22 protein-coding genes are annotated in these 23,154 nt (G+C 49.7%); 10 read left to right on the forward strand and 12 right to left on the reverse strand.

Features of this window, described 5'->3' with window-relative positions; translation table 11 throughout:
* Positions 1-19 precede the first annotated feature (19 nt).
* Positions 20-1,300, forward strand: coding sequence for a glutamate-1-semialdehyde 2,1-aminomutase (hemL, locus tag SR894_RS22465; RefSeq protein ID WP_133733140.1), 1,281 nt, complete (start codon positions 20-22; stop codon positions 1,298-1,300).
* 79 nt (positions 1,301-1,379) lie between these two features.
* Entirely contained in the window at positions 1,380-1,742 is a 363-nt protein-coding gene (locus tag SR894_RS22470; RefSeq protein ID WP_227404035.1) for a hypothetical protein, read from the forward strand.
* A 49-nt stretch (positions 1,743-1,791) separates the two neighbouring features.
* Here the strand turns inward: SR894_RS22470 and SR894_RS22475 are convergent, their stop codons facing one another.
* From SR894_RS22475 to SR894_RS22505, 7 genes are all read right to left on the reverse strand, one after another.
* A complete protein-coding gene (locus tag SR894_RS22475) occupies positions 1,792-2,670 on the reverse strand; it encodes a curlin subunit CsgB (protein ID WP_223289071.1) in 879 nt (292 codons plus the stop codon).
* Positions 2,671-2,726: 56 nt separating this feature from the next.
* Positions 2,727-3,323 carry a hypothetical protein gene (locus SR894_RS22480; RefSeq protein WP_166650424.1) on the reverse strand — a complete coding sequence of 199 codons (597 nt, stop codon included), beginning with the start codon at positions 3,321-3,323 and terminating at the stop codon, positions 2,727-2,729.
* Between the two features lie 243 nt (positions 3,324-3,566).
* Positions 3,567-4,607 (reverse strand): hypothetical protein, encoded by a 1,041-nt coding sequence (locus SR894_RS22485; protein WP_133733137.1) that lies wholly within the window; start codon positions 4,605-4,607, stop codon positions 3,567-3,569.
* 675 nt (positions 4,608-5,282) lie between these two features.
* Positions 5,283-6,113 carry a CsgG/HfaB family protein gene (locus tag SR894_RS22490; protein ID WP_133733136.1) on the reverse strand — a complete coding sequence of 277 codons (831 nt, stop codon included), beginning with the start codon at positions 6,111-6,113 and terminating at the stop codon, positions 5,283-5,285.
* 57 nt (positions 6,114-6,170) lie between these two features.
* Positions 6,171-6,599 carry a curli assembly protein CsgF gene (locus SR894_RS22495; protein WP_133733135.1) on the reverse strand — a complete coding sequence of 143 codons (429 nt, stop codon included), beginning with the start codon at positions 6,597-6,599 and terminating at the stop codon, positions 6,171-6,173.
* Positions 6,599-7,120, reverse strand: a complete 522-nt coding sequence (locus tag SR894_RS22500) for a CsgE family curli-type amyloid fiber assembly protein (RefSeq protein ID WP_223289072.1) — start codon at positions 7,118-7,120, stop codon at positions 6,599-6,601. The genes SR894_RS22495 and SR894_RS22500 overlap by 1 nt, the downstream gene beginning before the upstream one ends.
* Before the next feature lie 18 nt (positions 7,121-7,138).
* Entirely contained in the window at positions 7,139-7,837 is a 699-nt protein-coding gene (locus tag SR894_RS22505) for a response regulator transcription factor (RefSeq protein WP_133733133.1), read from the reverse strand.
* 270 nt (positions 7,838-8,107) lie between these two features.
* Here SR894_RS22505 and rdgB point away from each other — a divergent pair, with 270 nt between their 5' ends.
* From rdgB to SR894_RS22525, 4 genes are all read left to right on the forward strand, one after another.
* Positions 8,108-8,716 carry an RdgB/HAM1 family non-canonical purine NTP pyrophosphatase gene (gene rdgB, locus SR894_RS22510; RefSeq protein ID WP_223289073.1) on the forward strand — a complete coding sequence of 203 codons (609 nt, stop codon included), beginning with the start codon at positions 8,108-8,110 and terminating at the stop codon, positions 8,714-8,716.
* A complete protein-coding gene (gene hemW, locus SR894_RS22515; protein WP_223289074.1) occupies positions 8,709-9,893 on the forward strand; it encodes a radical SAM family heme chaperone HemW in 1,185 nt (394 codons plus the stop codon). Before rdgB ends, hemW begins: the two co-directional genes overlap by 8 nt.
* 46 nt (positions 9,894-9,939) lie before the next feature.
* Positions 9,940-10,614 (forward strand): YiaD family glycine zipper/OmpA-like lipoprotein, encoded by a 675-nt coding sequence (locus tag SR894_RS22520; RefSeq protein ID WP_133733130.1) that lies wholly within the window; start codon positions 9,940-9,942, stop codon positions 10,612-10,614.
* An 87-nt stretch (positions 10,615-10,701) separates the two neighbouring features.
* Positions 10,702-11,547 carry a 23S rRNA (adenine(2030)-N(6))-methyltransferase RlmJ gene (locus SR894_RS22525; RefSeq protein WP_223289075.1) on the forward strand — a complete coding sequence of 282 codons (846 nt, stop codon included), beginning with the start codon at positions 10,702-10,704 and terminating at the stop codon, positions 11,545-11,547.
* Positions 11,548-11,565: 18 nt separating this feature from the next.
* Here the strand turns inward: SR894_RS22525 and mnmE are convergent, their stop codons facing one another.
* The 4 genes from mnmE to rpmH form a co-directional block, all read right to left on the reverse strand.
* Complete coding sequence (gene mnmE, locus SR894_RS22530; RefSeq protein ID WP_223289076.1) at positions 11,566-12,936, reverse strand: tRNA uridine-5-carboxymethylaminomethyl(34) synthesis GTPase MnmE; 1,371 nt, start codon at positions 12,934-12,936, stop codon at positions 11,566-11,568.
* Positions 12,937-13,071: 135 nt separating this feature from the next.
* Positions 13,072-14,760: a membrane protein insertase YidC gene (gene yidC, locus SR894_RS22535; protein WP_223289077.1), complete on the reverse strand. Its 1,689-nt coding sequence runs from the start codon at positions 14,758-14,760 to the stop codon at positions 13,072-13,074.
* A 121-nt stretch (positions 14,761-14,881) separates the two neighbouring features.
* Positions 14,882-15,274, reverse strand: a complete 393-nt coding sequence (gene rnpA / locus SR894_RS22540) for a ribonuclease P protein component (RefSeq protein ID WP_223289078.1) — start codon at positions 15,272-15,274, stop codon at positions 14,882-14,884.
* Between the two features lie 13 nt (positions 15,275-15,287).
* Positions 15,288-15,422, reverse strand: a complete 135-nt coding sequence (gene rpmH, locus SR894_RS22545) for a 50S ribosomal protein L34 (RefSeq protein ID WP_008959105.1) — start codon at positions 15,420-15,422, stop codon at positions 15,288-15,290.
* Positions 15,423-15,955: 533 nt separating this feature from the next.
* On the opposite strand from rpmH, the gene dnaA reads away from it, so the two are divergent.
* The 4 genes from dnaA (at position 15,956) to gyrB (ending at position 22,290) form a co-directional block, all read left to right on the forward strand.
* Complete coding sequence (gene dnaA / locus SR894_RS22550) at positions 15,956-17,422, forward strand: chromosomal replication initiator protein DnaA (protein WP_035582418.1); 1,467 nt, start codon at positions 15,956-15,958, stop codon at positions 17,420-17,422.
* 60 nt (positions 17,423-17,482) lie between these two features.
* The gene (dnaN, locus tag SR894_RS22555) at positions 17,483-18,586 is read left to right on the forward strand and encodes a DNA polymerase III subunit beta (protein ID WP_133733125.1); all 1,104 of its coding nucleotides are present in this window, start codon (positions 17,483-17,485) and stop codon (positions 18,584-18,586) included.
* Between the two features lie 125 nt (positions 18,587-18,711).
* A complete protein-coding gene (gene recF / locus SR894_RS22560; protein ID WP_133733124.1) occupies positions 18,712-19,815 on the forward strand; it encodes a DNA replication/repair protein RecF in 1,104 nt (367 codons plus the stop codon).
* Positions 19,816-19,869: 54 nt separating this feature from the next.
* Positions 19,870-22,290, forward strand: coding sequence for a DNA topoisomerase (ATP-hydrolyzing) subunit B (gyrB, locus tag SR894_RS22565; protein WP_133733123.1), 2,421 nt, complete (start codon positions 19,870-19,872; stop codon positions 22,288-22,290).
* A gap of 225 nt (positions 22,291-22,515) precedes the next feature.
* On the opposite strand, the gene gmhB is transcribed toward gyrB, so the two are convergent.
* Positions 22,516-23,064, reverse strand: a complete 549-nt coding sequence (gene gmhB / locus SR894_RS22570; protein ID WP_133733122.1) for a D-glycero-beta-D-manno-heptose 1,7-bisphosphate 7-phosphatase — start codon at positions 23,062-23,064, stop codon at positions 22,516-22,518.
* Positions 23,065-23,154 lie beyond the last annotated feature (90 nt).

Below are 23,154 nucleotides of genomic sequence, written 5' to 3' on the forward strand. Positions count from 1 at the left end.
CATCGACCGAGAGGATGCCATGACTACATCAGCTGAACTGTTCGATCTTGCCAGTCGCCATATACCGGGTGGGGTAAACTCGCCCGTGCGGGCGTTTAAAGGCTTACACCGCCCGCCGGTCTTTATGGAGCGTGCCCAAGGCGCCTTTCTGTTTGACGTCGAAGGTAATCGCTACGTGGACTATGTCGGCTCCTGGGGGCCCATGATCACCGGGCATGCCGATCAAGACGTATTGGCAGCCGTGCGGGCGCGATTAGACAACGGCCTGTCCTTCGGTACCCCTACCGCAGTCGAAACCACCATGGCGGATTTGATCTGCGAGATGATCCCCTCCATGGATATGGTGCGCATGACCAGTTCGGGCACCGAAGCCACCATGTCGGCGATACGCCTGGCGCGAGGTACCACTGGCCGCGATAAGATCGTTAAATTCGAGGGTAACTACCACGGTCACTCTGATTCACTGCTGGTTAAGGCAGGCTCAGGCGCGCTTACCCACGGCGAACCCAGCTCGCCGGGCGTGCCTGCATCGCTGGCTGAACACACTATTACCCTCTCGTTTAATGACCCTGAAGGGGTTGAAGCGTGTTTTAGCGAAATCGGTGAACAAATTGCCTGCATTATTGTTGAGCCCGTTGCTGGCAACATGAATTGTATCCCGCCTCAACCTGGCTTTTTGGAAACCCTGCGCCGGGTATGTAACGAGCACGGCAGCGTGCTTATTTTTGACGAAGTGATGACCGGTTTTCGCGTGGCATTGGGCGGTGCCCAAGCCCACTTCGGTATAGTGCCCGACCTAACCTGCTTGGGAAAAATTGTCGGTGGTGGCATGCCGGTGGGCGCCTTTGGTGGCAAGCGCGAGATAATGCAAAATATCTCCCCCCTGGGGCCGGTTTACCAAGCGGGCACGTTGTCGGGTAACCCGTTGGCGATGGCCGCAGGTGTGGCACTGTTAACCAAACTTCAGGTGCCGGGCTTCCACGATGCGCTTACCCAACGGGTTAATACCCTTTGTGCGGGCCTTCAGGAGCGAGCCAATGCCGCACGGGTACCGATGATGACGCAGTCGGCCGGCGGTATGTTCGGCCTCTTCTTCACCTCTCAAAGTCGTGTGGATAACTTTGCCCAAGCCACCGCCTGTAACCCGGATGCCTTCCGCCGCTTCTTTGGTGCGATGCTCGATCACGGTGTTTACTTGGCGCCATCGGCTTACGAAGCAGGTTTTATGTCCAGCGCTCACACACCGGAAGACATTCAGTTCACCCTGGATGCTGCAGAAAAAGCCTTCGCAGTAATGTAACGGCAAGTAACTTAAAGCCCGCTATACTGCAAGAGCCGCTCACCTTGAGCGGCTCTTATGTTAGTTGAGAGCTAAACTCATGACACGATCAACGGATTGGCGATATGTGATCTGCGCAGCAGGGCTGCTAGCCTGCTTGCCGCTGGCTGCACAGTCGCCTCAGGAGCAGGACATGACCCAAATTCATATCACCATGAGCGGTTCGCCAGGCGCCGAGTTTTCCGCCCACTGGCGCATTACCCATGAAGGCGAAACCACCGAGCACGTTGAAGAGAGCGGCACAGTGCCTGCGGAGTACACCTTTACTGGTACAGAGCTTGAAGGAACGGTAAAACTGTTAAGTGACGATGAGCGGTTGGAAGTGGATATTCAGAAAGGCAGTAATCGTTCCAGTTCGTCTACCCAAGGAGCAGGTGGTACTTTGACGGTTTCTATTCGGTAATAAAAAACCGCCCCTGGATAGGGGCGGTTGAGAAAATATCATCAAAAAATTACTGGGCTTGAGTAACAGTATTGCTGTTACCATTGCCGTAGGTAGAGATATGTGAGTTATGGCTATATCCCGATTGAGTTACTGAATGAACATTAAAATTGCCATCAGTTTTGATAAATGAGTCATTGAACATACCTGACTGATAGGTATTGCTAGTGTTATTATAACCAGTAGTGATAATCGTACTATCTAAGTAGTCTCCATTCTGGATTACACTATCCGTGTTAAAAGAGCCATCTTGCTCAATCCACGACTCATTTTTATAACCATCTTGGTTGACATTAGCTGTATTGCCAAATAAATAGCCACCTTCTTGTTGAATTCCAGATTTGTTTTCCGTACCCTCTTGTACGACGTTAGCATTATTTCCACTATTATTTTGCTCAACCCATGATTCATTATCATATCCGTTTTGATAAACATCGGCTGAGTTATTCCAACCATATTGCTGAATGCCGGAATCATTTGACTTGCCTTCCTGAACTACCTTAGCGCTATGGTCACCCCAGCCGCTTTGCTTAATCCATGATTCATTATAATTTCCGTTTTGATAAACATCGGCGTTGTTATCATCACTTGTCTGATAAACACCCGAATCATTTTTATAGCCTAGTTGGTTAACGACGGCACTATTACCGTCATCTGTTTGCTCGATATTGGAATAGTTTTCCCCACCACGATAATTATCATCTTGTGTGACAGTGGCTGTATTGTCATCACCATATTGATAAATTCTGGATTCTTGGGTGCCATACTGAGTGACGTTATTGACGTTGTCGTCACCTGTTTGGTCGATAGTCGAATCGCTACCTGCAAGAGCAGTGGCACTCATAGCAAGAGCAATGGCAGCAGCGATAGTGGTGATTTGAGTTTTCATGGTGTTTCCCCTTTATGATTTACTTGCTTTGGTTATTACTGAACAACGATTATTGTTCAGTAATTTTCGACGGTGACCGAGCGTGCATTGCCTGAAAATGCTTGTTGTTCAACGCTAATGCCTTGGTAGCCACTCCCCGAATGTGAAATTGTGATGTTACTATCAAACCCATACTGATTAATTTGAGACTCGAGTTGGTTACCACTCTGAGTAATACTGGCTTCGTGTCGACTACCGTTTTGGTGTATAAGGCCGGTATTATTTGAGCCTTCTTGATTAATAATGGCTTCGTTAAAATTACCGTTCTGATAAACTGAAGCTAGGTTGGCGCGGCCATGACTATTAAGGTTCTGGTTAATAGTGCTATTATTTTCGTCACCAATTTGTCGGATCAACGCCACATTGGCACGGCTTTGAGCAAATGCCTCTTCAAAACTATCCAGTTGTACGTTATTTTCATTGATAACCACTTGGGCTTTCCGTTCGTCTATTTGAGGAGCATTAAAGCTATTCTCCTCGGCAGAAACAGAAGTTGACAATGACAACACCATGAGTACTGGTACCAGCGTGATGAGTAAGCTGGCCTCAGTGCCTCTGCTCTTAGATTCAATTCCACGCTTCAGAGCGCTTCTGAAGACCCATTTGGTTTCCACGGACATATCCTCATTAGTATATTGTGTTCTTATGTAACTTTTTGTTGACTTAAGTATGGAGGGAATAGGCGGAGTTACCATAGTTACTTAAATTGAATCAAAATATTAAAAAACTAATAGTTATGAGTAACTAGTAAATGGTTTTTTTCATACTTATCAAGCTATCTGTCAATTTATAAGTAGTGGTAATAAAAAACCGCCCCTTAGGGCGGCTGTAAATATAGTCATATATTGGATATCTTTTTACCACTGGTACGAGCTTGCGACGTTGCCCGAGCCACCAGTTTGAGTATGGTTGGCAATAGCTGTAGCCCCGTTCTGACGAACCATTGATACACTACTGTACTCGTTTTGCTGTGTCACATAGGCCTCATGCCCTCCACTATTGCCACCCTGGTATATATATGAGGCGCTCAAATCAGCATTATTTTGAGTGACTTCGGCTAAGTGATTATTATCACGCTGCTCGATAAAACTCCAAGTTTGATCAGAGTTATTTTGCTGATCAACTTCGGCTTCATTATAATCACCGGATTGACGAATTATTGAGTCACTATAGTCTGAATTATTTCGTTGACTTACGTCTGCTGTGTTATTAAATCCATTCTGCTCAATGTACGAATCACTCCAGTTACTATTTCGTTGTTCAACCGTTGCTTTATTCCAGTCCCCATTACGTTGTATAATAATGGATTGATTATATTCTCCATTATATTGATTAACTGTAGCTGTATTGTGGTCACCATAGGACTGGCTGATGTCTGACTGGTCGTTCATACCATATTGGTTTACAGCTGCCGTGTTTGCATCCCCATTAATTTGAACTACACGCGATTCATTGAAACCATTCCCTTTTTGATACACAGTTGCTTTGTTAGTGGATCCATTAATTTGCTTTATAAGAGAAACGTTCTCTTCACTGCCTCCGCCATTTTGACCTTGATCTACATAAGCTTCATTTCCAGTTGAAGAGCCACCATACGGGCCGCTTTGAATGATCTCAGAATATTGCTCAGTACCAGCCTGTGCTGAGTTCAACGTACTGCCTGTCTGATTGATTTGCTCATGGTCTGTTTCGCGTACACCGGCAGTGCCATTATCTATGTTTAATGAGCTCCAACCATCCATATCGGATCGTATCACTCCTTGTTGATCAAATGCCCCCTTTCCGTTATTCATAGTATTACCATTAACTTCATAAACAGGATCTCTTGCATCTGCCAATGAGGCGGCACTGGCAGAAAGAGCAATAGCAGCAGCAATTACGGTAAGTTGCAGTTTCATGGTATTTCCCCTTTGGTTTCGATCATCTTGCTTTGGTGATCACTGAGCTAGCCTGATGCCATTCAGTGGTTCATCGATGATGACCGGCAGTGCATTGTCCGAATACGCTTGGTGTTCGAAACTGATGCTCCGCAGGTCACTCCCCGATTTTGTAATCCTGATGTCGCTTGCTATGCCGAATTGACGAATATCGGCGTTAAGCGCTAATGTTGAATTTTAATTTGTCACTGAAAGAAAATATCGTTATAACTAATATAATTGATAGTGCTAATTCTAATAAAAACCATTTCAAAATGCGCCTTATTGGGATATGGCCATAACAGTTATTCACTTATTATCCCTTCCAAAGGATGTCTGTTTATTTTTAGATGACCTTATTGTGGCTTCTGAACCTTTTTTTGGTATAGGAAATTTTTTGGTTTGACTTTTTTTAAAAATAGTTTTTTCTAACAATAAAAGTATTATTTATATCAAGTAGCATTGGCCATGAATCTACTTAGAGTCAGTAAATGGTTATTGATAGGGATATTAATATTTATATATAATTCAATTATTTAAAAAATAAATAGAATTTTACTTTAAAAAAAGGCCATGCTTTAGCATGACCTTGAAGGTTCCCTTGATTGATGTGGCTGAGTTATACAGCAGTAGTTATATCAAGTTATATTTTATTAGTTATAGCTGCGGTATTGGGGCGTTAATGTAATCAGACAATATCGTTTCATCGAAATTTATATTGTTAGGTAGGTTCCACAGTCGATTTTCCACCCCTTGTGCGATCAAATGAATGACCGAAGACTCGATGGCAGACATCACCGCCATTTGTACGGGCTCGTTGGTCGTAATGCCAGCTTCTGCTTCAAGTAGCCTACTGAAGTCGATGAAACGGTATACACCGGCTCTTAATTCTTTGGAATAGATAGTTTTGGTAGTGGTAACGTTTGCCAGTACTTCACCAGTCGAAATTTCTACCGCTCTAAGATTCACAGTAACCTGATCGACTTGGTATTGGCCTGATGCACCGATCCCGAAGTACTCCACGCCAGCACCACCGGTACGTACGTTGGATTCATAGGCGATAATACCGCCTTCCAGCATTACGGAAGCCGCTCTAAGTGAAGGCAGCGTATCAGGTTGACCAAAGCGTTCAAATTCTGCTCGGATGATACGCCGCTCAGTGAGCAGGTTTTGCAACCCAACACGCTCAAGTGGGATAAACCAACCTGAGTCTGCAAGTGCCCCGGTCAGCATTGCTGCTGCCCCTTGTGTGACTGCCGTGGAAAAGGTACTGGCCGGTGCCGGTCGATACTGGCCTGTCTGGTCTCGGAAATCATATACCGAAACAAAGATACGACCGGCGGGAGGCGGCAGCGACACAAGGTCTTGGTATGCAGCACCTCTAGGAGTAAGCGTAGGAGGGGCACCTTCTAGATTTTCCGAGGTAGCAACGGTGCCAGCACAGCCACTTAGCCAAACTGCCATTATTCCAACAAGTAAGATTCTCATGATTGTTCCCTTGTTTTATTGCGTCTTAATTTTTAAGCATGAGTACAACAATTTGACTTAAGGATTGAATAAACCGCCGACGTTAATAGTGGTAACGTCGCCGGTAACTTTATCTACCACTTGAACGGTCAGTTGCCCCCCGTTATCCCTTACCACGACACCAAACTCATCGCTATCAAAGCTGCCTTCACCTACATCGCCATTCCCTACATCGCTAATAAGTTGGGAAATAAGTCGGCTTTCAAGGCTCTGAATCAAACGTGCTGTTGAAGACAATGGTTCGGATCGTCGAGCATTAGGATCTGTATTGGTATCCTGAGACTGGGCCTTACTCAGTAGATAACTACCTACGAAAGGATCACCACCGAATGAGGGATTAATGGGTTGGTAGACGAGGTCTCCGGCAAAGGCCGAAAGTGATAGTGCGCTTAACAGTGAGGTTGCGGCCAGCAACTTTACTGATGGACGTAAACGATTTGTTTTCATTAGTTTAACTCCTCTTTTCCCAGGTCTTTGTCAGAGGTAAGCGCAGAGGCTAGCTGTTGGCGTAGCAGCGCTTCTTCGACGGTTTGCACGGCTTCCCCAGCGGCACGATCAGCTTCATTGATCCTGGGGGAGAGCTGTGTACGGAAATACATACGGTTACCTTCCATCACCCATACTTGGCTTCCCCATCGTGCATCGGGGCGCTCTTTAATAGTGATGGTGGCATTGCCGATAATCAGGTTATCCATTGCCCGCTGGCTAAAGGCTCGGTAGAAGGTTTTACCGGCCATGGTGATTGTTCTATCTACCATGACGCCAGTTAGCTCACTTCCTCCGTTAGTGCTGCCTTGCACTTCAGGCCCATCAGGACTGGAGAGCTGATTAATAGCGTCAATCGCTTCTTGTTCGTTGGCAGGTAATGCATCGGTTGGGTTTGCTGGTTCGTTAGCTAATGCTAAAGATGACCCGATCCATACCGCCATTAAGAAAACATTGATGGATAAACGGTTCATTGATGACATGACAGTTACCCTTGCGCATTAGCGCGAACGATGTCGTTGAAGACTGCGTGCGGCCTCAATATTGGGCAGAATTGGGCCCAGATTCTGATGAATCCAATTGAGCGCTTGAATGCGGTTGTGAACGTTAATTTTGCGAAAAATGTTGTAAAGGTGTGACTTAACGGTGTGTTCACTAACAAACAGTTTTTCGGCAATTTGTTGATTTGAAGAGCCTGCGCTAAGTAGGGAAATAATTTCCATTTCTCGGTTAGTGAGTCCGCAGGCTGGGCGAAAGGCATTACTCTGGTATTTGCGATAGAACAGAATCAAACGCGCCATCAAATCCCGTGACATCCACAGCTCTCCTTCGAGTAGCGCGGTTATGCCTTTACAGATGACCTCAAGGCTTTCATTACGATAAAACACGCCTTTTAGCTGTGCGCATGAAAGCGCTTCAAGGGCGTGATCCATATCGTGAATGTTAAAGGCGGCCAGGGGAGTTTTAGTGAGTGCATCGGGTAACTTATCTTGCCATTCGGGCAGTGCATCAATGCCTATATGATCACTATCGATAAGAATCAACATGTTGCCGGAAGCAGAAATGGGTAGCGCCGCGTGGGGAGAATGGATACTAATTTGGCAACCGGTGTGCTTGTTCAAGTATTCAGCGAACAGCTGGACTTGGGGACTTTTTTCGGTAACGACATACACCGTTCCGGTAGACTTTTCCTGCGACATTGGGGTGCCCTCGTGGAAAGAAAGAGTGAGCGGGTAGCAAGAGAAGTGTTGACCATAAGATGCTTTTCGTAAAGTTTTGTTACTAATTATTTTGCTTGTATTAAGGCTTATATTTTCTTTTATAAAATTTATCTTTATAAAACAACTACTTGTTAAGGATAATGAGTTTTTGTAGTTATTTATCATTAGATACATTTGATAACATTTTGCTGGCTTTTGATACGATCTTTGAGCGCGTAAACTGATGCTCTACTGTTAGGAGTACATACCATGGCCGCCGTCAATACCCTTGTTCTTGCCAGTGGCAATGCAGGAAAATTAAGAGAATTCAATCAATTACTTTCCCCTTTGGGTTTCGATGTTCGACCCCAGGCGGATTTTGGTGTCACTGATGTGGAAGAGACAGGGCTAACCTTCGTCGAAAATGCACTGTTAAAAGCGCGTGAAGCGAGCCTCATCAGTGGATTGCCGGCATTAGCTGACGATTCTGGGCTTGAAGTAGATGCACTCAATGGTGCGCCCGGGATCTATTCCGCTCGGTATGGCGGTGAGCCGAGAAGCGACGAGAAAAATAACCAGACGTTGTTAACCGCATTAAGTGACTGTGCGGAAGGCCAGCGGAGTGGACGTTACTGGTGCGTGCTAGTTTATTTACGCCACCCGAAAGACCCGGTGCCTGTCATTGTGCAGCGAAGTTGGGAAGGCGAGATTCTTGCTCATCCTCGGGGAAAGGAAGGATTCGGCTATGATCCGCTTTTCTGGTTACCCGATCAGGGTATGAGCGTTGCCGAGCTGCCCAGCGAAAGCAAAAATCGCCTTAGCCATCGTGGTCGCGCGTTGCAGGGGTTAGTGGAGCTGCTGAAGGTGGCGCATGGCTGATACGCTGCCGCCACTCTCTCTCTATATCCACACGCCCTGGTGTGTCCGTAAATGCCCATATTGTGATTTCAATTCTCATGAGCCGGGCACGCACGGTTTTACACCGCGGGATTTACCTGAAGCCGCCTATTTAGATGCGCTGTTACAAGATTTGGATAACGATCTTAATCTGGTGGCTGGCCGTGAAATTCACACGATCTTTATTGGCGGTGGGACACCCAGCCTACTGTCGCCAGCGTTTTACGAACAATTATTGAAACAGATCGAAGCCCGTTTACCCTTCGCGGATGGTATTGAGATTACCTTAGAGGCGAACCCAGGAACCACTGAGCAAGAGCGTTTCATTGGTTACCGGAAAGCAGGGATTAACCGTCTCTCGCTGGGTATTCAAAGTTTTCAGCCCGATCAACTGCATGCACTGGGGCGAATTCATAGCGGTGATGAAGCGATTACTGCGGTGACGCAGGCTCGCCAGGCAGGTTTTAGCAACATTAATATTGACCTTATGCACGGCTTGCCTGATCAAACGCCTCAATTGGCACTGGATGATATTAACCAAGCGCTGGCGTTGGCACCTGAACATCTCTCCTGGTATCAGTTGACCCTTGAGCCTAATACCGCTTTTCACTCTCACCCGCCGGTGCTGCCTGAAGAGGAGGCGCTTTGGGATATTCAGGACACGGGACATCAGCTTTTAGAGAAGGCGGGGTTTAAACGCTACGAGATTTCGGCTTACGCAGCCGCTGATCATCAGAGCCGCCATAACCTTAATTACTGGCAGTTTGGTGATTACCTCGGGATTGGTGCGGGTGCCCATGGCAAGCTTAGCCGTATTGACCCAAATGGGGAGTGGTACATTGAGCGGCGCTGGAAAACTCGCCAGCCGGACGCATATTTAAAGCGCACGGGTGACCTGCGTGGCTTTATAGCCGGTAAGCAGCTTATAAAAGCGGATGAGCTGCCGTTAGAGTTTGCCATGAACGCTTTACGGCTCACCGACGGGGTGTCACTTGAGACATGGAGAGCTAACACTGGGCAGCCAAATGCTATGTTACTGGCGCGTTTACAATCCGCCGAGAAAAAAGGACTTTTGATGCAAATGCCTGAAAAGCTGCGTGCATCGCCTCAAGGTCTATTATTCTTGAATGAGTTGCTAGCCTTGATCAGTGATGATTGATTAGCGATGAATATAAAGATGTCTCGAACATAACAAGGAGTGAGTGATGCGAATTTCTAGACTACTGACACCGTTGGCGGCTGCTATTCTACTGGCCGGTTGTGCTACATCGGATCCTTACGGTGGCCAAACGCAGCGCTCTAGCACCGCGATGGGTACCGGGATTGGTGCCGCCGTTGGTGCCGCTGCTGGGGCACTTTCTGGCGATGGTAGTACCAGCCGCCGGGATCGTGCGTTAATTGGTGCGGCTGTGGGCGCGGCGGCGGGCGCCGGTATTGGTGTCTACATGGATCGCCAAGAGCAGCAACTGCGTGAAAACCTGCAAGGGTCACGTATTGAGATTGATCGTCGTGGTGACGATATCGTGCTCAATATGCCCAGCGGCGTTACCTTTGGCTTTGACTCTGCTGAGTTGACTAGTGAAGCGCGTGGTTCACTCAATGAAGTGGCTAATGTACTTTCCCAGTACCAGGATACCCGCGTTAGTATCGCTGGCCACACTGACAGTACCGGTGATGCGAGCTATAACCAGCGTCTATCTGAGCGTCGTGCCCAAGCCGTGGCCAGCTACTTGTCTCAGAACGGCGTTTCATCCATGCGCCTGAATACTTCTGGTTACGGTGCTACTCGGCCAGTCGCCAGCAACGACAATGAGCAGGGCCGTGCTCAAAACCGTCGGGTAGAAATTACCTTAACCCCTACTGGTAACGGCCAGAGCTAAGTAAGCCTCTTAAAGCTGCACATTGCCGCTCAAAGCCCGCTATGCTTCTATAGCGGGCTTTTTTCGTTCACCTGTTTACGAGCTACCATGCTGTCCTACCAACACGCCTACCATGCCGGTAATTTTGCCGATGCACATAAGCATCTCACGCTTTACGCCGTCACTGATTATCTATTACGTAAAAAAACATCTATTACATATATAGACACACATGCCGGTAGAGGGCTTTATCCATTAGCCACCAAAGAGACCCAGCGACTACAAGAGTACCGTGAGGGCATCTGGCCACTGTGGCAGAAGCGTGAACAGCTAACCGACGCGCTACTGAGTAGCTGGTTAAAAACTATTGTTGGGGCTCAGCCAGATCGTAATGAATTGACCCTCTACCCAGGCTCGCCCTGGTGGCTGAGCCAGCCGCTGCGCGAGCAAGACCGGCTGTGCCTGTTTGAGCTGCACCCCGGCGAACACCAGCACTTAAATAGCCAGGCGTTCCCTGTCCAGGCCAAGCGCGTGTATGGCGACGGGCTAGCAGGGGTTAGAGCGATGCTACCGGTAGCAACACCCAGAGTATGCGTGCTGATTGACCCAAGCTTTGAACGCAAGGTGGAGTATCAGGAGGTCGCTGATACCGCTATCCAGGTGCTGGAAAAGGCTCGCCATGCGGTGATGATGATCTGGTACCCGTTGTTGCCTGCCGGGCATCACCAAATGCTATTGGACGTGCTGCAGGCCAGCGGAATACGTAAAATATGGCGTAGCGAGCTGCTGCTTCGCGAACCAGAAGAGCAGGCCCGCGGCATGTTCGGTAGCGGTATGCTGGTGATTAATCCGCCCTGGGGGTTGGATAAACGCCTGGACGCAGCGATGGCAGAAATTACCCCGCTGCTCGGTGCTGATAGTCGCTATCAGGCGGATTGGTGGGTTGGGGAGTAGCTGCTGAAAAAAGTAGCTTTATTTACCGATACAAAAACTGCCGAAAATCTCGCCCAGTAAATCATCGGCGCTGAATTCGCCAGTTATCTCGCCTAAGGCCTGTTGGGCGTCGCGCAAATCTTCCGCCAGCAGTTCGCCTGCGCCATAGCCATCCAACTGAGCGCGGCCGGTATCAAGGGCTGCCATGGCACGGTCTAGGGCGTCCAGGTGGCGCCGGCGAGCGGAGAAGCGACCCTCAGTGGTGGCGGCAAAGCCCATCACATCCTTCAGATGAGCCTTTAAGTTATCCACACCCGTACCGGTTTTTGCCGAGAGCCTGACGATTGGCGTGGTTGTGGATAAATCAATACCGGCCGGTTCGGCACTGGTATCGATTTTATTACGTACCAGGGTTAAGCGTGTCTGGTCGGGCAGGCGAGCGACAAACTCGGGCCAAATGGCCATGGGGTCGGTAGAAGCCGTGGTGCTGGCATCAACGAGTAGCAGCACTCGGTCGGCTTTCTCTATCTCGGCCCAGGCACGTGCGACACCAATTTTCTCCACCGCATCGGGCGTATCGCGCAATCCTGCGGTGTCGATAATATGCAGCGGCATACCGTCGATATGGATATGCTCACGGAGTACGTCCCGGGTCGTCCCCGCGATATCCGTCACAATGGCGGTATCTTGTTCGGTCAGCGCATTTAGCAGGCTCGACTTACCCGCATTGGGCCGCCCGGCAATGACCACGCTCATCCCTTCGCGCAGCAGTGCACCTTGGCCTGCTGCCTGGCGTACGTCGCTCAGCGCTTGCTGGACGCTGCTTAAGTGCTGGGCAACGTGACCGTCGGCAAGAAAGTCGATCTCCTCTTCGGGGAAGTCGATCGCCGCTTCAACGTAGACACGCAGTTCGATCAAGCGCTCCACCAGCGCAGAGACGCGCTTTGAAAACTCGCCCTGGAGCGAACGCACGGCGTTTTCTGCCGCCGAGCGTGAAGTGGCATCAATGAGGTCAGCAATGGCTTCTGCTTGGGCCAGGTCGAGTTTATCGTTTAAAAACGCCCGCTCGGAAAACTCTCCTGGCCGCGCCAAACGAGCACCCAAGGCCACACAGCGCTCCAGCAACATATCCATAATAATTGGGCCACCGTGTCCCTGGAGCTCCAGTACGTCTTCACCGGTAAACGAATGGGGGCCACTGAAGAACAGGGCGATGCCTTCATCAATGCTCCCTTCTTCGCCTTGGAAGGGGCCGTAGTGAGCGTATCGCGGGGCAGGGCAATGCCCAACCATGGCTTGAGCGATTTCGCGGCAGGCGGGGCCGGAGACGCGGATAATACCCACGCCGCCGCGCCCTGGGGGAGTTGCCAGCGCCGCAATGGTGTCAGGCGTGTAGAGGCGTTCGGCCATGGTGAATCTCTTAGTCAATTGGCAGTAGTAGTATTTGAACGGTCTAGCATCGGTCAACATAGTTTGGATTTGTCGACCTTAAAACGCCAGACCCCCGCTCGGGGCGGGGGTCTGAAGGGCAATGACAAAGGCAGTCTACTTGGTTTTCATGCCTTTGCCGATACTCGGATCATTTTCGATTTTGCGCGTAATGTAGTACTGCTGCGCCACCGAAATGATGTTGTTGACCACCCAGTAGATAACCAGACCGGCCGGAAACCACAGGAAGAAGAAAGTAAAGATTATGGGTAGCATCTTCATGATCTTCGCCTGCATAGGATCCGGAGGCGTCGGGTTCAACATCTGCTGAACGAACATCGAAATACCCATCAGAATCGGCAGAATGAAGTACGGATCCTTCACCGATAGATCCTGAATCCAGAAGATGAACGGTGCGTGACGCAGTTCAACCGACTCTAGCAACATCCAGTAGAGAGCGATGAAGACAGGCATTTGAATCACAATAGGTAGACAGCCCCCCAGCGGATTAATCTTCTCCTTCTGGTAGAACTTCATCATCTCTTGCGACATTTTTTGCCGGTCGTCGCCATACATCTCTTTCAGGCGCTGCATTTCCGGGCCCAATTTACGCATCCGACCCATGGATTTGTAAGCTTTGGCGGAAAGTGGGAACAGCACCGTCTTAACCAGCACGGTTAACAGCACAATCGACCAACCCCAGTTGCCGACGATATCGTGGATATGATCCAGCAGCCAGAAGAGGGGGTTAGCGATAAACCATAACCAGCCGTAATCCACAGTTAATTGCAGGTTAGGAGCGACTTGTTCCAAGTAGTCCTGCACTTTTGGCCCCACGTACAGAGTGGCGCCTAGAGTGGTTTCACTATCGACGGCTACTGTGTTGGTGGGGCCAGCAAAGGCCACGACGTTACGATTACTGGAGTCGGTAGTGACGTAGAAAAGATTTTGCTGATCCTGCTGGGGCGCCCATGCTGACACAAAGTAGTGCTGAATAATGGCTATCCAGCCGCCCTGTGCTTCACGGTTTTCAAAGTTATGGTTTTGAATATCCTCAAAGTCGATCTTCTCGTAGCGCGCATCAGGCGTTGAGTAAGCCGCCCCCAAATAGGAGTTCATACCCATAGAGACACCGCTTGACGGGTCAGGGCTATTGTCGCGTGCCAACTGACCAATAAAGCGCGCACTAATGGGTGCATCGGTGTTATTGGCCAAGTAGTAATTGACGTTGACCGCATAGCTGCCGCGCTCAAAGGTAAGCCGTTTAATAACCTCAACGCCGTTAACATCAGCGGTGAGATCAACGCTTAGCTCATCATCGTTATCGCCTAAACGATACTCAGAGTTTTCAGGGGTGAACGCGATACGGCTGGCTTGGCCATCGAGCTGCAGGCCTGAGCGAGCCACGTAGCTACGGCTGCTGTTATCGGATAACAGCACATAGTTACGGTCTGAATCCAGGGAGAGTTTGTGCTGCGGTAACGCGGCATAAACAATATCGCCACCGTGTGGATCAATACGCACATCGAGAACATCGGTGGTCACGGCAATGAAGTCGCGGCTTGATGTATCGCTTTCGGTATCAGGAATACCTTCACCTACCGCACTTTGCTGTGAAGACGCGCTTGGCACTGCTAAGCCGCCTTCACCATCTTCAGCATTGCTAGGAGACGTGGAATTGCTGCGTTGCGTCGTTTCAGGCACTGAATCGTAATTCGGCTGCCCGTAATCCTGATTCCACTGGACGACTAGCAAGTAAGCGAGTACGGCTAGTGGAATCAGTAATAAAAGTCGTTTTACGTCCATGAGGGTTCTGCCCGCTGGGTGGTGAACATGCTAATGGCGCAGTGTCATTTACTCGACTCTTGACACACGAAAGCCTGCCAGTTGGCAGGCCGAGGTCGAGCGGCGAGGGGTGCACCAAAGGTCACGTGTCACGCTTAGGCGTTGGTGCTGCGATCACCGCCTGTGCGTCACGCTGTAGTCGTTTCCACATGCCGTGTAACTGGCGATGCAAAGTCTCGTTATCGATATCCTGAACACCGCGTCGCGCAAGCACCACTATATCCACTGAGGGCAGGCGATCTTGACGAAGACGAACGGATTCTCGAACCAGACGCTTGAAACGGTTGCGATCTACGGCGCGTTTAACATTTTTTTTGCTGACCACCAGTCCAAGGCGGGGATGACCCCGAGTACTTAAGCGAACTAACGCCATCATACCTTTGCCATGCACTTTTAGGTCGGCTTGCTCAAACACGTGACTAAAATCCCCAGCATTTAGTAACCGTAATTGCCGGGGAAAGCCTTGCTGCGGCACACGCAATCTGAGATCAGGCGCTCAGACGCTTGCGGCCCTTGGCACGGCGACGTGCGAGGACGGCGCGACCGTTTTTGGTTGCCATACGAGCACGGAAGCCATGCGCGCGCTTGCGCTTGAGAACGCTAGGTTGAAAAGTGCGTTTCATAACTCGTTATTCCCACGTGGTTTAGGACGGAAAGTGAATTCCAAAAAGCCCGGTCCAGTGAGGAACTAGCCGGGGAGATTCAATTCAAGACCGGAAATTGTAGAGACTTCCTCTGCTCGGTGCAATTTTTCCTTGCATAAAAGCGTTAACACACCTTAGCCAGCGTGCTTAATACGCTGAGAGTAACGATTAATGAAGTCACTATTATTACTAATAGGTAGTTCTAAACCTGTTGTTATTAATAGTGGGGATACTATTTGTGGATAAGTGTGTTTAACTATTACTTTTCAATGGCCTATGATAATAAAAAATCTGTGTGTAAGTCCCGTATAAGCCGTCCACAAGGTGTTGGCTAGATGTGATTAACCCGTTTATAAGACACCTTTTTAACAATTGTCCCCGTCCCTCCACAAGGTTTTCCCATAGGCTCACTGTAAGTTGTCCACAGGCCAAGATTGAGGGGTAAACCCGTGTGGATAACCGAGGCTTTGGGCGCTACAATGGTCGGCCGTTTTCAACCGATGGTGAGATGAGTGTCACTGACGCTTTGGCAACAGTGCCTGGACAACCTGCAGGATGAGCTGAATTCACAGCAGTTCAATACCTGGATACGCCCGCTGCAGGCAGAAGAAGGAGAGTCCAACGAGCTGCGCTTATTGGCGCCAAATCGTTTTGTGCGCGATTGGGTGAGCGATAAGTATGCCAAGCGGATTAGTGAGCTGATGCGAGAACTTGCACCGGCCAAACCGCCAAAGGTAAGCCTGACGGTGGGTAGTCGCCGCTTGGCCACCCAGGCCCCTCAGCATCGTGATTTAGGTAATCCTGTATCGGCTTCACCGTCGCGGCCAGCATCGCCTGCGGTACATACGCCGCCCCGCGGCGATATCGCCGATGAGCGCGAAATCGATAGACTGCGCGATGAAGCGCCGAGTCGACGTAATAATGAACGTCAGGTACAGGTAGAAGGCAGTCTGAAACATGGCAGCGGGCTTAATCCGAATTTTACTTTCGATACGTTTGTAGAAGGTAAATCGAACCAATTGGCTCGCGCCGCCTCCCGCCAGGTGTCTGAAAATCCTGGCGGTGCTTATAACCCATTGTTTTTATACGGTGGTGTAGGCCTGGGTAAAACCCACTTAATGCATGCGGTGGGGAACGCATTGGCAACCCGGCGTGAGAACGCCCGGGTGGTATACCTGCACTCAGAGCGGTTTGTCGCCGATATGGTTAAAGCGCTCCAGCTTAATGCGATTAATGATTTTAAGCGTTTTTATCGCAGTGTTGATGCGTTACTTATTGATGATATTCAGTTTTTTGCTGGAAAAGAGCGGTCTCAAGAAGAGTTTTTTCATACCTTCAATGCGTTATTAGAAGGTGGTCAGCAAATGATTCTCACCTCTGATCGCTATCCTAAAGAGATCAGTGGGGTAGAGGAGCGCCTGAAATCACGCTTTGGTTGGGGCCTTACGGTCGCGATAGAGCCGCCAGAGCTTGAAACCCGTGTGGCCATCTTGATGAAAAAGGCCGACCAAGCTAAGGTCGATTTGCCTCATGATGCGGCTTTCTTCATTGCGCAGAAAATTCGTTCCAACGTGCGCGAATTGGAAGGTGCGCTGAAAAAGGTCATTGCTGATTCGCACTTCATGGGTAAAACGATTACCCAGGACTTTATTCGTGAGTCTCTAAAAGACCTGTTAGCGCTTCAGGATAAGCAGGTAGGGGTAGATAATATTCAGCGCACGGTCGCAGAATATTACAAAATTAAGGTGGCGGATCTACTCTCCAAGCGCCGTTCACGCTCGGTTGCCCGCCCTCGTCAGGTGGCGATGGCGCTCGCTAAAGAGCTCACCAATCACAGCTTGCCTGAGATTGGCGATGCCTTTGGTGGGCGTGACCACACAACGGTGTTGCATGCTTGCCGAAAAGTGAAATCATTGCAGGAAGAGAGCGCGGATATTCGTGAGGATTACAAGAATTTACTGCGCCTGTTGACCAGTTAATCATCCCATGGGACGGGCCTGTTATGCGCAGGTCTTTCAGGATATAGAACCGGAGTATTGATGAAATTTTCGATTTCCCGAGAGGCGCTGCTACGTCCGCTGACTCTGGTCGCTGGTGTTGTTGAGCGCCGTCAGACGCTGCCAGTACTGTCTAATGTGCTGATTCAGGTAGAGGGTGACCAGGTATCGCTCACCGGCACTGACTTAGAAGTCGAGCTCGTGGGCCGCACAGTGGCAAGCCAGGTCGATCAGGCGGGCTCCGCGACAGTGCCCGCCCGTAAGCTGATGGATATCTGTAAATCATTGCCCGATCAGTCTGATATTCAGCTTGCCGTTGAAGAGGGCCGCGCGGTACTGCGCAGTGGTCGCTCCCGTTTTACGTTGTCGACTCTCCCGGTCGCTGAATTTCCCAATATTGAAGATGCGGACGGTAGCCAGGAGATTAGTGTACCCCGTGGAACCTTGAAGCATCTGATTGAAGCGACCTCGTTTGCCATGGCGCAGCAAGACGTGCGTTATTACCTCAACGGTATGTTGCTGGAAATTCAAAGCAATTTACTTCGCACGGTCGCTACAGACGGGCACCGCTTGGCGATGTGTTCGCGGCCAATCGAAGTCTCTGTTAGCCAGTCTCAAAAGCTGATTGTGCCTCGGAAGGGGATTCTAGAGCTGTCGCGCTTGCTAGACGATAGCGATGAGCCTGTCAGCCTGACGCTTGGCTCCAGCCATGTGCGTGCTCATACCGGTGACTTTACTTTCACCTCCAAGTTAATCGACGGTAAATTTCCTGATTATGAGCGTGTTGTGCCGCGCAATGGCGATAAAGTATTGATTGCCGAGCGCGCGGAGCTTCGCCAAGTACTTTCACGTACTGCCATCCTCTCTAATGAGAAGTACCGTGGCGTGCGCCTTTATCTTGAGGAGAACAACCTTAAGGTAATGGCCAACAATCCCGAGCAGGAAGAAGCGGAGGAGAATATCGCTGTTGAGTATAATGGCGGGGCAATGGAAGTTGGTTTTAACGTCGGCTATTTAGTTGATGTGCTGACAGTGCTAAATGAGGAGCGCGTGCAGATTACCCTGGCCGACCCCAACAGTAGCGCGCTGCTGGAAGAGCCCGGCGGCGGTGATGCACTTTATGTCGTTATGCCGATGCGCCTGTAAACGCTTTGGGTGTGTAGTAGCAATACGTAAGCAAGCTACGTTAGCGGCGCTTCTGGTAGCAGAAGCGCCGCTAACGCGTTGGTATACTCCCTTTTTTCGAGGATATTTTAAGTGGTGATAATAGGATGAGCCTGACACTGCTTAATTTCCACGCTTTGCGCAATCTCCAACCCGTTGAGATAACACCCTCTTCGCATATCAATGTCATTAGCGGTGCTAATGGCAGCGGCAAAACCAGCCTGTTGGAGGGGGTGCATATCCTAGGCATGGGGCGCTCTTTTCGCACTCGTCAGTTAAAACACGCCATTCAAACGGATAAGCCGTATATGACGCTGTATGGACGGTTAAGTGGCGAGCCTGAGGTTACCCTTGGTGTGCGCCGTTTGCGTGCTCAGAGAGAGCTGGAACTGCGTTTAAAGGGTGATAAAAACGCTCGGTTGGCGGAGTTGGTAGAGGCGATGCCACTTCAATTAATTAACCCTGATGCTTTTCGATTGCTGGAAGGTTCTCCAGCCGGACGTCGTGAGTTTCTCGACTGGGGCGTGTTTCACGTGAAACATGACTTTTTAGCCATCTGGAAGCGCACACGACGTGCGTTGAAACATCGGAATGCACTTCTCAGGCGTGGTAGAATACAGCCTCAGGAAATGGTGGTGTGGGAGCAGGAGCTAGCCACTTGGGGTGAACAGATGGATACGTTGCGCCGTGCTTGGTTTAGTGATTTTTTGCCCGTCTTTGAAGAGACCCTTAAGGTGTTGCTTCCCTTGCCGGGATTGTCGCTTCACTACGCTAGAGGTTGGGATAAAGATCGATCTCTTGCAGCGGTGTTACATGATAGTCGACCAACTGATCAGCAGATGGGGTTTACTCAGCAAGGACCGCAGCGCGCTGACTTACGTATCAGGATAAACAAACAGCCTGCTGTAGAAGTGCTTTCCAGAGGCCAGCAAAAGTTAGTGGTGAGTGCATTAAAGCTTGCCCAAGGGCGGTTTCTGGAAAGAACAGCACAGCGGCACTGTATTTATCTTATCGACGATTTGCCCGCAGAACTTGACGAGCAAAATCGTTACCAGTTTTGTGGTTTACTGGAAGATATGCAGTGCCAAGCATTTATTACCAGTGTCGAACCTTCTGCATTAAAGAATGCCTGGCGCACTGATACCCCTGTAAAAATGTTTCACGTGAAACATGGCAAAGAGGGGCTTAGTGATTTAGAGAAAGCCGACTAATGCAGAAAGGGTAGGACGATACAGGATGAGACAGACTTCACAACGGAGTGGTCAATGAGCGAGCAGGCTTACGATTCATCAAGCATCAAGGTGCTCAAGGGACTGGACGCGGTACGTAAGCGGCCAGGAATGTATATTGGTGACACTGACGACGGTACTGGTCTCCACCACATGGTTTTCGAATTGGTGGATAACTCCATCGACGAAGCATTGGCTGGGCATTGCAGTGAAATTCGCGTTGTCATCCACCCGGATGAGTCGGTCACCGTGAGTGATAACGGCCGTGGCGTACCTACCGAGCTTCATGAAGGGGAAGGTGTTTCCGCTGCAGAAGTTATTATGACGGTTCTGCACGCAGGCGGTAAATTCGATGATAACTCCTACAAGGTTTCCGGTGGTTTGCACGGCGTCGGTGTCTCTGTTGTCAATGCGCTTTCCGCTGAGCTGCGCCTAACGATTTGGCGTCAGGGTGAAGTATTCGAACAAATGTACCGTCACGGTGTTCCTCAAGCGCCACTGGGCGTTGTGGGCAAAACCGAAAAAAGCGGTACCCGGGTTCACTTTCGCCCATCGCCAGAAACCTTTGGTAATATCGAGTTCCATTTTGATATTTTAGCCAAACGGCTACGCGAACTCTCCTTCTTGAACTCCGGTGTGGCTATCCGCTTGCTGGATGAGCGCAGCGGCAAAGAGGAGCTGTTTCACTACGAAGGTGGTTTGAGAGCTTTTGTTGATCACCTCAATACCAATAAAAGTGTGATTAACCCAGTATTCCACTTTAACGCTGTTCGTGATGATGGCGTTGAAGTAGAGGTAGCCATGCAGTGGAGCGAAGCCTTCACTGAAAACATTTTCTGCTATACCAATAATATTCCTCAGCGAGACGGCGGCGCGCACTTGGCGGGGTTCCGGGCAGGTCTTACCCGTACGCTCAATAACTATATTGAAGCTGAAAACCTGCTGAAAAAAGCCAAGGTGAATACCACGGGCGATGATGCTCGTGAGGGGCTAACGGCTATTATTTCAGTTAAGGTTCCGGATCCTAAGTTTTCGTCTCAAACAAAAGATAAGCTAGTCTCCAGCGAAGTGAAGACAGCAGTTGAGCAGGAAATGAGCCGTCTCTTTTCCGAGTATCTTGTTGAAAAGCCTAATGAAGCCAAAGCGATCGTTAATAAGATGCTGGATGCCGCCCGCGCACGTGAGGCAGCACGCAAAGCGCGGGATATGACCCGCCGTAAAGGCGCGTTGGATATTGCCGGTTTACCTGGCAAGTTGGCGGATTGCCAAGAAAAAGACCCCAGCCAGTCAGAGCTTTACTTGGTGGAGGGTGACTCGGCAGGTGGCAGTGCCAAACAGGGCCGCGACCGCCGTACTCAGGCTATTTTGCCGCTCAAAGGTAAAATCCTGAACGTTGAAAAAGCGCGTTTTGATAAAATGCTCTCCTCTGCAGAGGTGGGCACGCTAATCACGGCGCTGGGCTGTGGTATTGGCCGTGAAGAGTTTAATCCTGATAAGTTGCGTTACCACTCGGTTATTATCATGACCGATGCCGATGTCGATGGTTCGCACATTCGAACGCTGCTGTTGACGTTCTTCTTCCGTCAGATGCCGGAGTTGATAGAGCGTGGTCATATCTTTATCGCGCAACCACCCCTTTATAAAATTAAGCGCGGCAAGCAAGAGCTTTACCTGAAAGATGAACAGGCAATGGTGGATTATTTAACCACCACGGCCTTGGATGGTGCAGGCCTGCATGTTAACGCGAATGCACCAGGTATTTCCGGTTCGCAGCTTGAAGCGTTAGTGAACCAGTACCGCAATGTGATGAAGCGGATTGATCGCTTGTCGCGGGTATATCCCAATGAAGTGCTTAAGCAAATCGTTCATGCTTCGGCACTGAAGGGTGAAGAGAGCCTGAAAGACCGTGTGACCATGCAGAACTGGATTGATGAACTCCAGAAGATAATGGATGATATGGTTGCCTATGAAGGCGGGCCTCGTTACCACTTCCATCTTCAAGAAGATTCTGAGCGTGGACTTTTCCTACCCACCGTCTCGCTGGTTGCTCACGGTGTGACGACTGAGTATAGGTGGGGTCTCGATTTCTTTGAAAGTGCCGACTATCGCGGTATCGCTGAGCTGGGCGAAACCCTGGATGGCTTTCTGGAAGAGGGCGCCTTTATTGCCCGTGGTGAGCGTCAGAAGCCTGTGTCGCACTTCTCAGAAGTGCTGGCATGGCTAATGCAAGAGGGCCAGCGTGGGCTATCTGTGCAGCGTTATAAGGGCTTGGGTGAAATGAACCCAGATCAGCTCTGGGATACCACCATGGATCCCGATAGCCGCCGCATGCTGCGGGTGACGATTGAAGATGCCGTGGGGGCTGATATGATGTTCAACACCCTGATGGGTGATGACGTTGAGCCGCGTCGTGACTTTATTGAGACCAACGCACTGGTGGCGAATTTAGACGTGTAAGATATGGATGTGCTAGCAAGTGTTTCACGTGAAACACTACGTTAACGAGTCTTGCCTTAACATGATTTAATGTCACTATGAAAAGCGCCGCTATGTATTCCATAGCGGCGCTTTTATTGGTAAGTAAATTAGCAGCATGCTTTAGCAGGAGAGGGTAGTTCCTTTTAGGCAAAGTTTCGCAGGCAACATAAAGCGGTTATAACTCTTCAACTCGGTGTCGTTTAGCTATTTAATGAGCCACTCAACAAATTGCGCTAAATCATCGAAGACCTTGGTTTTTTCAAGGCCAACGCCTTTTTGCTCCGTCTTAACTCCTTTTCCGGTTCTCACTAGCGCTGTTTTACAGCCTACTGCCTCGCCCGCCTGAATATCCCGTAGACTATCTCCGACCATCCAGCTTCCCGTTAAACTTTCTAGCCCCAGGATCTGCTGGATCTGTATTAGCATTCCTGGCAATGGTTTACGGCATTGGCAATTATCATTTGGCACATGGGGGCAGTAAGCAATATGAGCAATATGCCCGCCTTCCGCTTCTACTAACGAAATTAAGTGTTCATGCATCGCATGGAGGGTTGCTTCATCATAATAGCCTCGGGCAATGCCTGATTGATTCGTTGCGACGGCAACGGTGTATCCCGTGCGAGTGAGGCGGGCAATGGCAGTGACTGAAGAGGGGTAGGGCACCCACTCGTCGAGAGATTTGATGTAGTTATCAGAGTCATGGTTGATGACGCCGTCTCGATCCAAGATGACAAGGTTATCTGCACTTAGCATAGTGATCCTATTGGTACGGTTGCCGGCGATGCATGCTGCCCGCGAGATGAATGAATATTTTACCCCGATCTAGCAAAGATGTTTCACGTG

Origin of the sequence: Vreelandella neptunia (genome assembly GCF_034479615.1) — a bacterium.
In the GTDB taxonomy this organism is placed as follows: Bacteria; Pseudomonadota; Gammaproteobacteria; order Pseudomonadales; family Halomonadaceae; genus Vreelandella; species Vreelandella neptunia.

What these genes read in the sequence shown, in the direction of transcription:
- hemL (WP_133733140.1), top strand. Translation starts at nt 20, where the DNA reads ATGACTACATCAGCTGAACTGTTCGATCTTGCCAGTCGCCATATACCG.
- SR894_RS22470 (WP_227404035.1), top strand. Translation starts at nt 1,380, where the DNA reads ATGACACGATCAACGGATTGGCGATATGTGATCTGCGCAGCAGGGCTG.
- SR894_RS22475 (WP_223289071.1), bottom strand. Translation starts at nt 2,670, where the DNA reads ATGAAAACTCAAATCACCACTATCGCTGCTGCCATTGCTCTTGCTATG.
- SR894_RS22485 (WP_133733137.1), bottom strand. Translation starts at nt 4,607, where the DNA reads ATGAAACTGCAACTTACCGTAATTGCTGCTGCTATTGCTCTTTCTGCC.
- SR894_RS22490 (WP_133733136.1), bottom strand. Translation starts at nt 6,113, where the DNA reads ATGAGAATCTTACTTGTTGGAATAATGGCAGTTTGGCTAAGTGGCTGT.
- SR894_RS22495 (WP_133733135.1), bottom strand. Translation starts at nt 6,599, where the DNA reads ATGAAAACAAATCGTTTACGTCCATCAGTAAAGTTGCTGGCCGCAACC.
- SR894_RS22500 (WP_223289072.1), bottom strand. Translation starts at nt 7,120, where the DNA reads ATGTCATCAATGAACCGTTTATCCATCAATGTTTTCTTAATGGCGGTA.
- SR894_RS22505 (WP_133733133.1), bottom strand. Translation starts at nt 7,837, where the DNA reads ATGTCGCAGGAAAAGTCTACCGGAACGGTGTATGTCGTTACCGAAAAA.
- rdgB (WP_223289073.1), top strand. Translation starts at nt 8,108, where the DNA reads ATGGCCGCCGTCAATACCCTTGTTCTTGCCAGTGGCAATGCAGGAAAA.
- hemW (WP_223289074.1), top strand. Translation starts at nt 8,709, where the DNA reads ATGGCTGATACGCTGCCGCCACTCTCTCTCTATATCCACACGCCCTGG.
- SR894_RS22520 (WP_133733130.1), top strand. Translation starts at nt 9,940, where the DNA reads ATGCGAATTTCTAGACTACTGACACCGTTGGCGGCTGCTATTCTACTG.
- SR894_RS22525 (WP_223289075.1), top strand. Translation starts at nt 10,702, where the DNA reads ATGCTGTCCTACCAACACGCCTACCATGCCGGTAATTTTGCCGATGCA.
- mnmE (WP_223289076.1), bottom strand. Translation starts at nt 12,936, where the DNA reads ATGGCCGAACGCCTCTACACGCCTGACACCATTGCGGCGCTGGCAACT.
- yidC (WP_223289077.1), bottom strand. Translation starts at nt 14,760, where the DNA reads ATGGACGTAAAACGACTTTTATTACTGATTCCACTAGCCGTACTCGCT.
- rpmH (WP_008959105.1), bottom strand. Translation starts at nt 15,422, where the DNA reads ATGAAACGCACTTTTCAACCTAGCGTTCTCAAGCGCAAGCGCGCGCAT.
- dnaN (WP_133733125.1), top strand. Translation starts at nt 17,483, where the DNA reads ATGAAATTTTCGATTTCCCGAGAGGCGCTGCTACGTCCGCTGACTCTG.
- recF (WP_133733124.1), top strand. Translation starts at nt 18,712, where the DNA reads ATGAGCCTGACACTGCTTAATTTCCACGCTTTGCGCAATCTCCAACCC.
- gyrB (WP_133733123.1), top strand. Translation starts at nt 19,870, where the DNA reads ATGAGCGAGCAGGCTTACGATTCATCAAGCATCAAGGTGCTCAAGGGA.
- gmhB (WP_133733122.1), bottom strand. Translation starts at nt 23,064, where the DNA reads ATGCTAAGTGCAGATAACCTTGTCATCTTGGATCGAGACGGCGTCATC.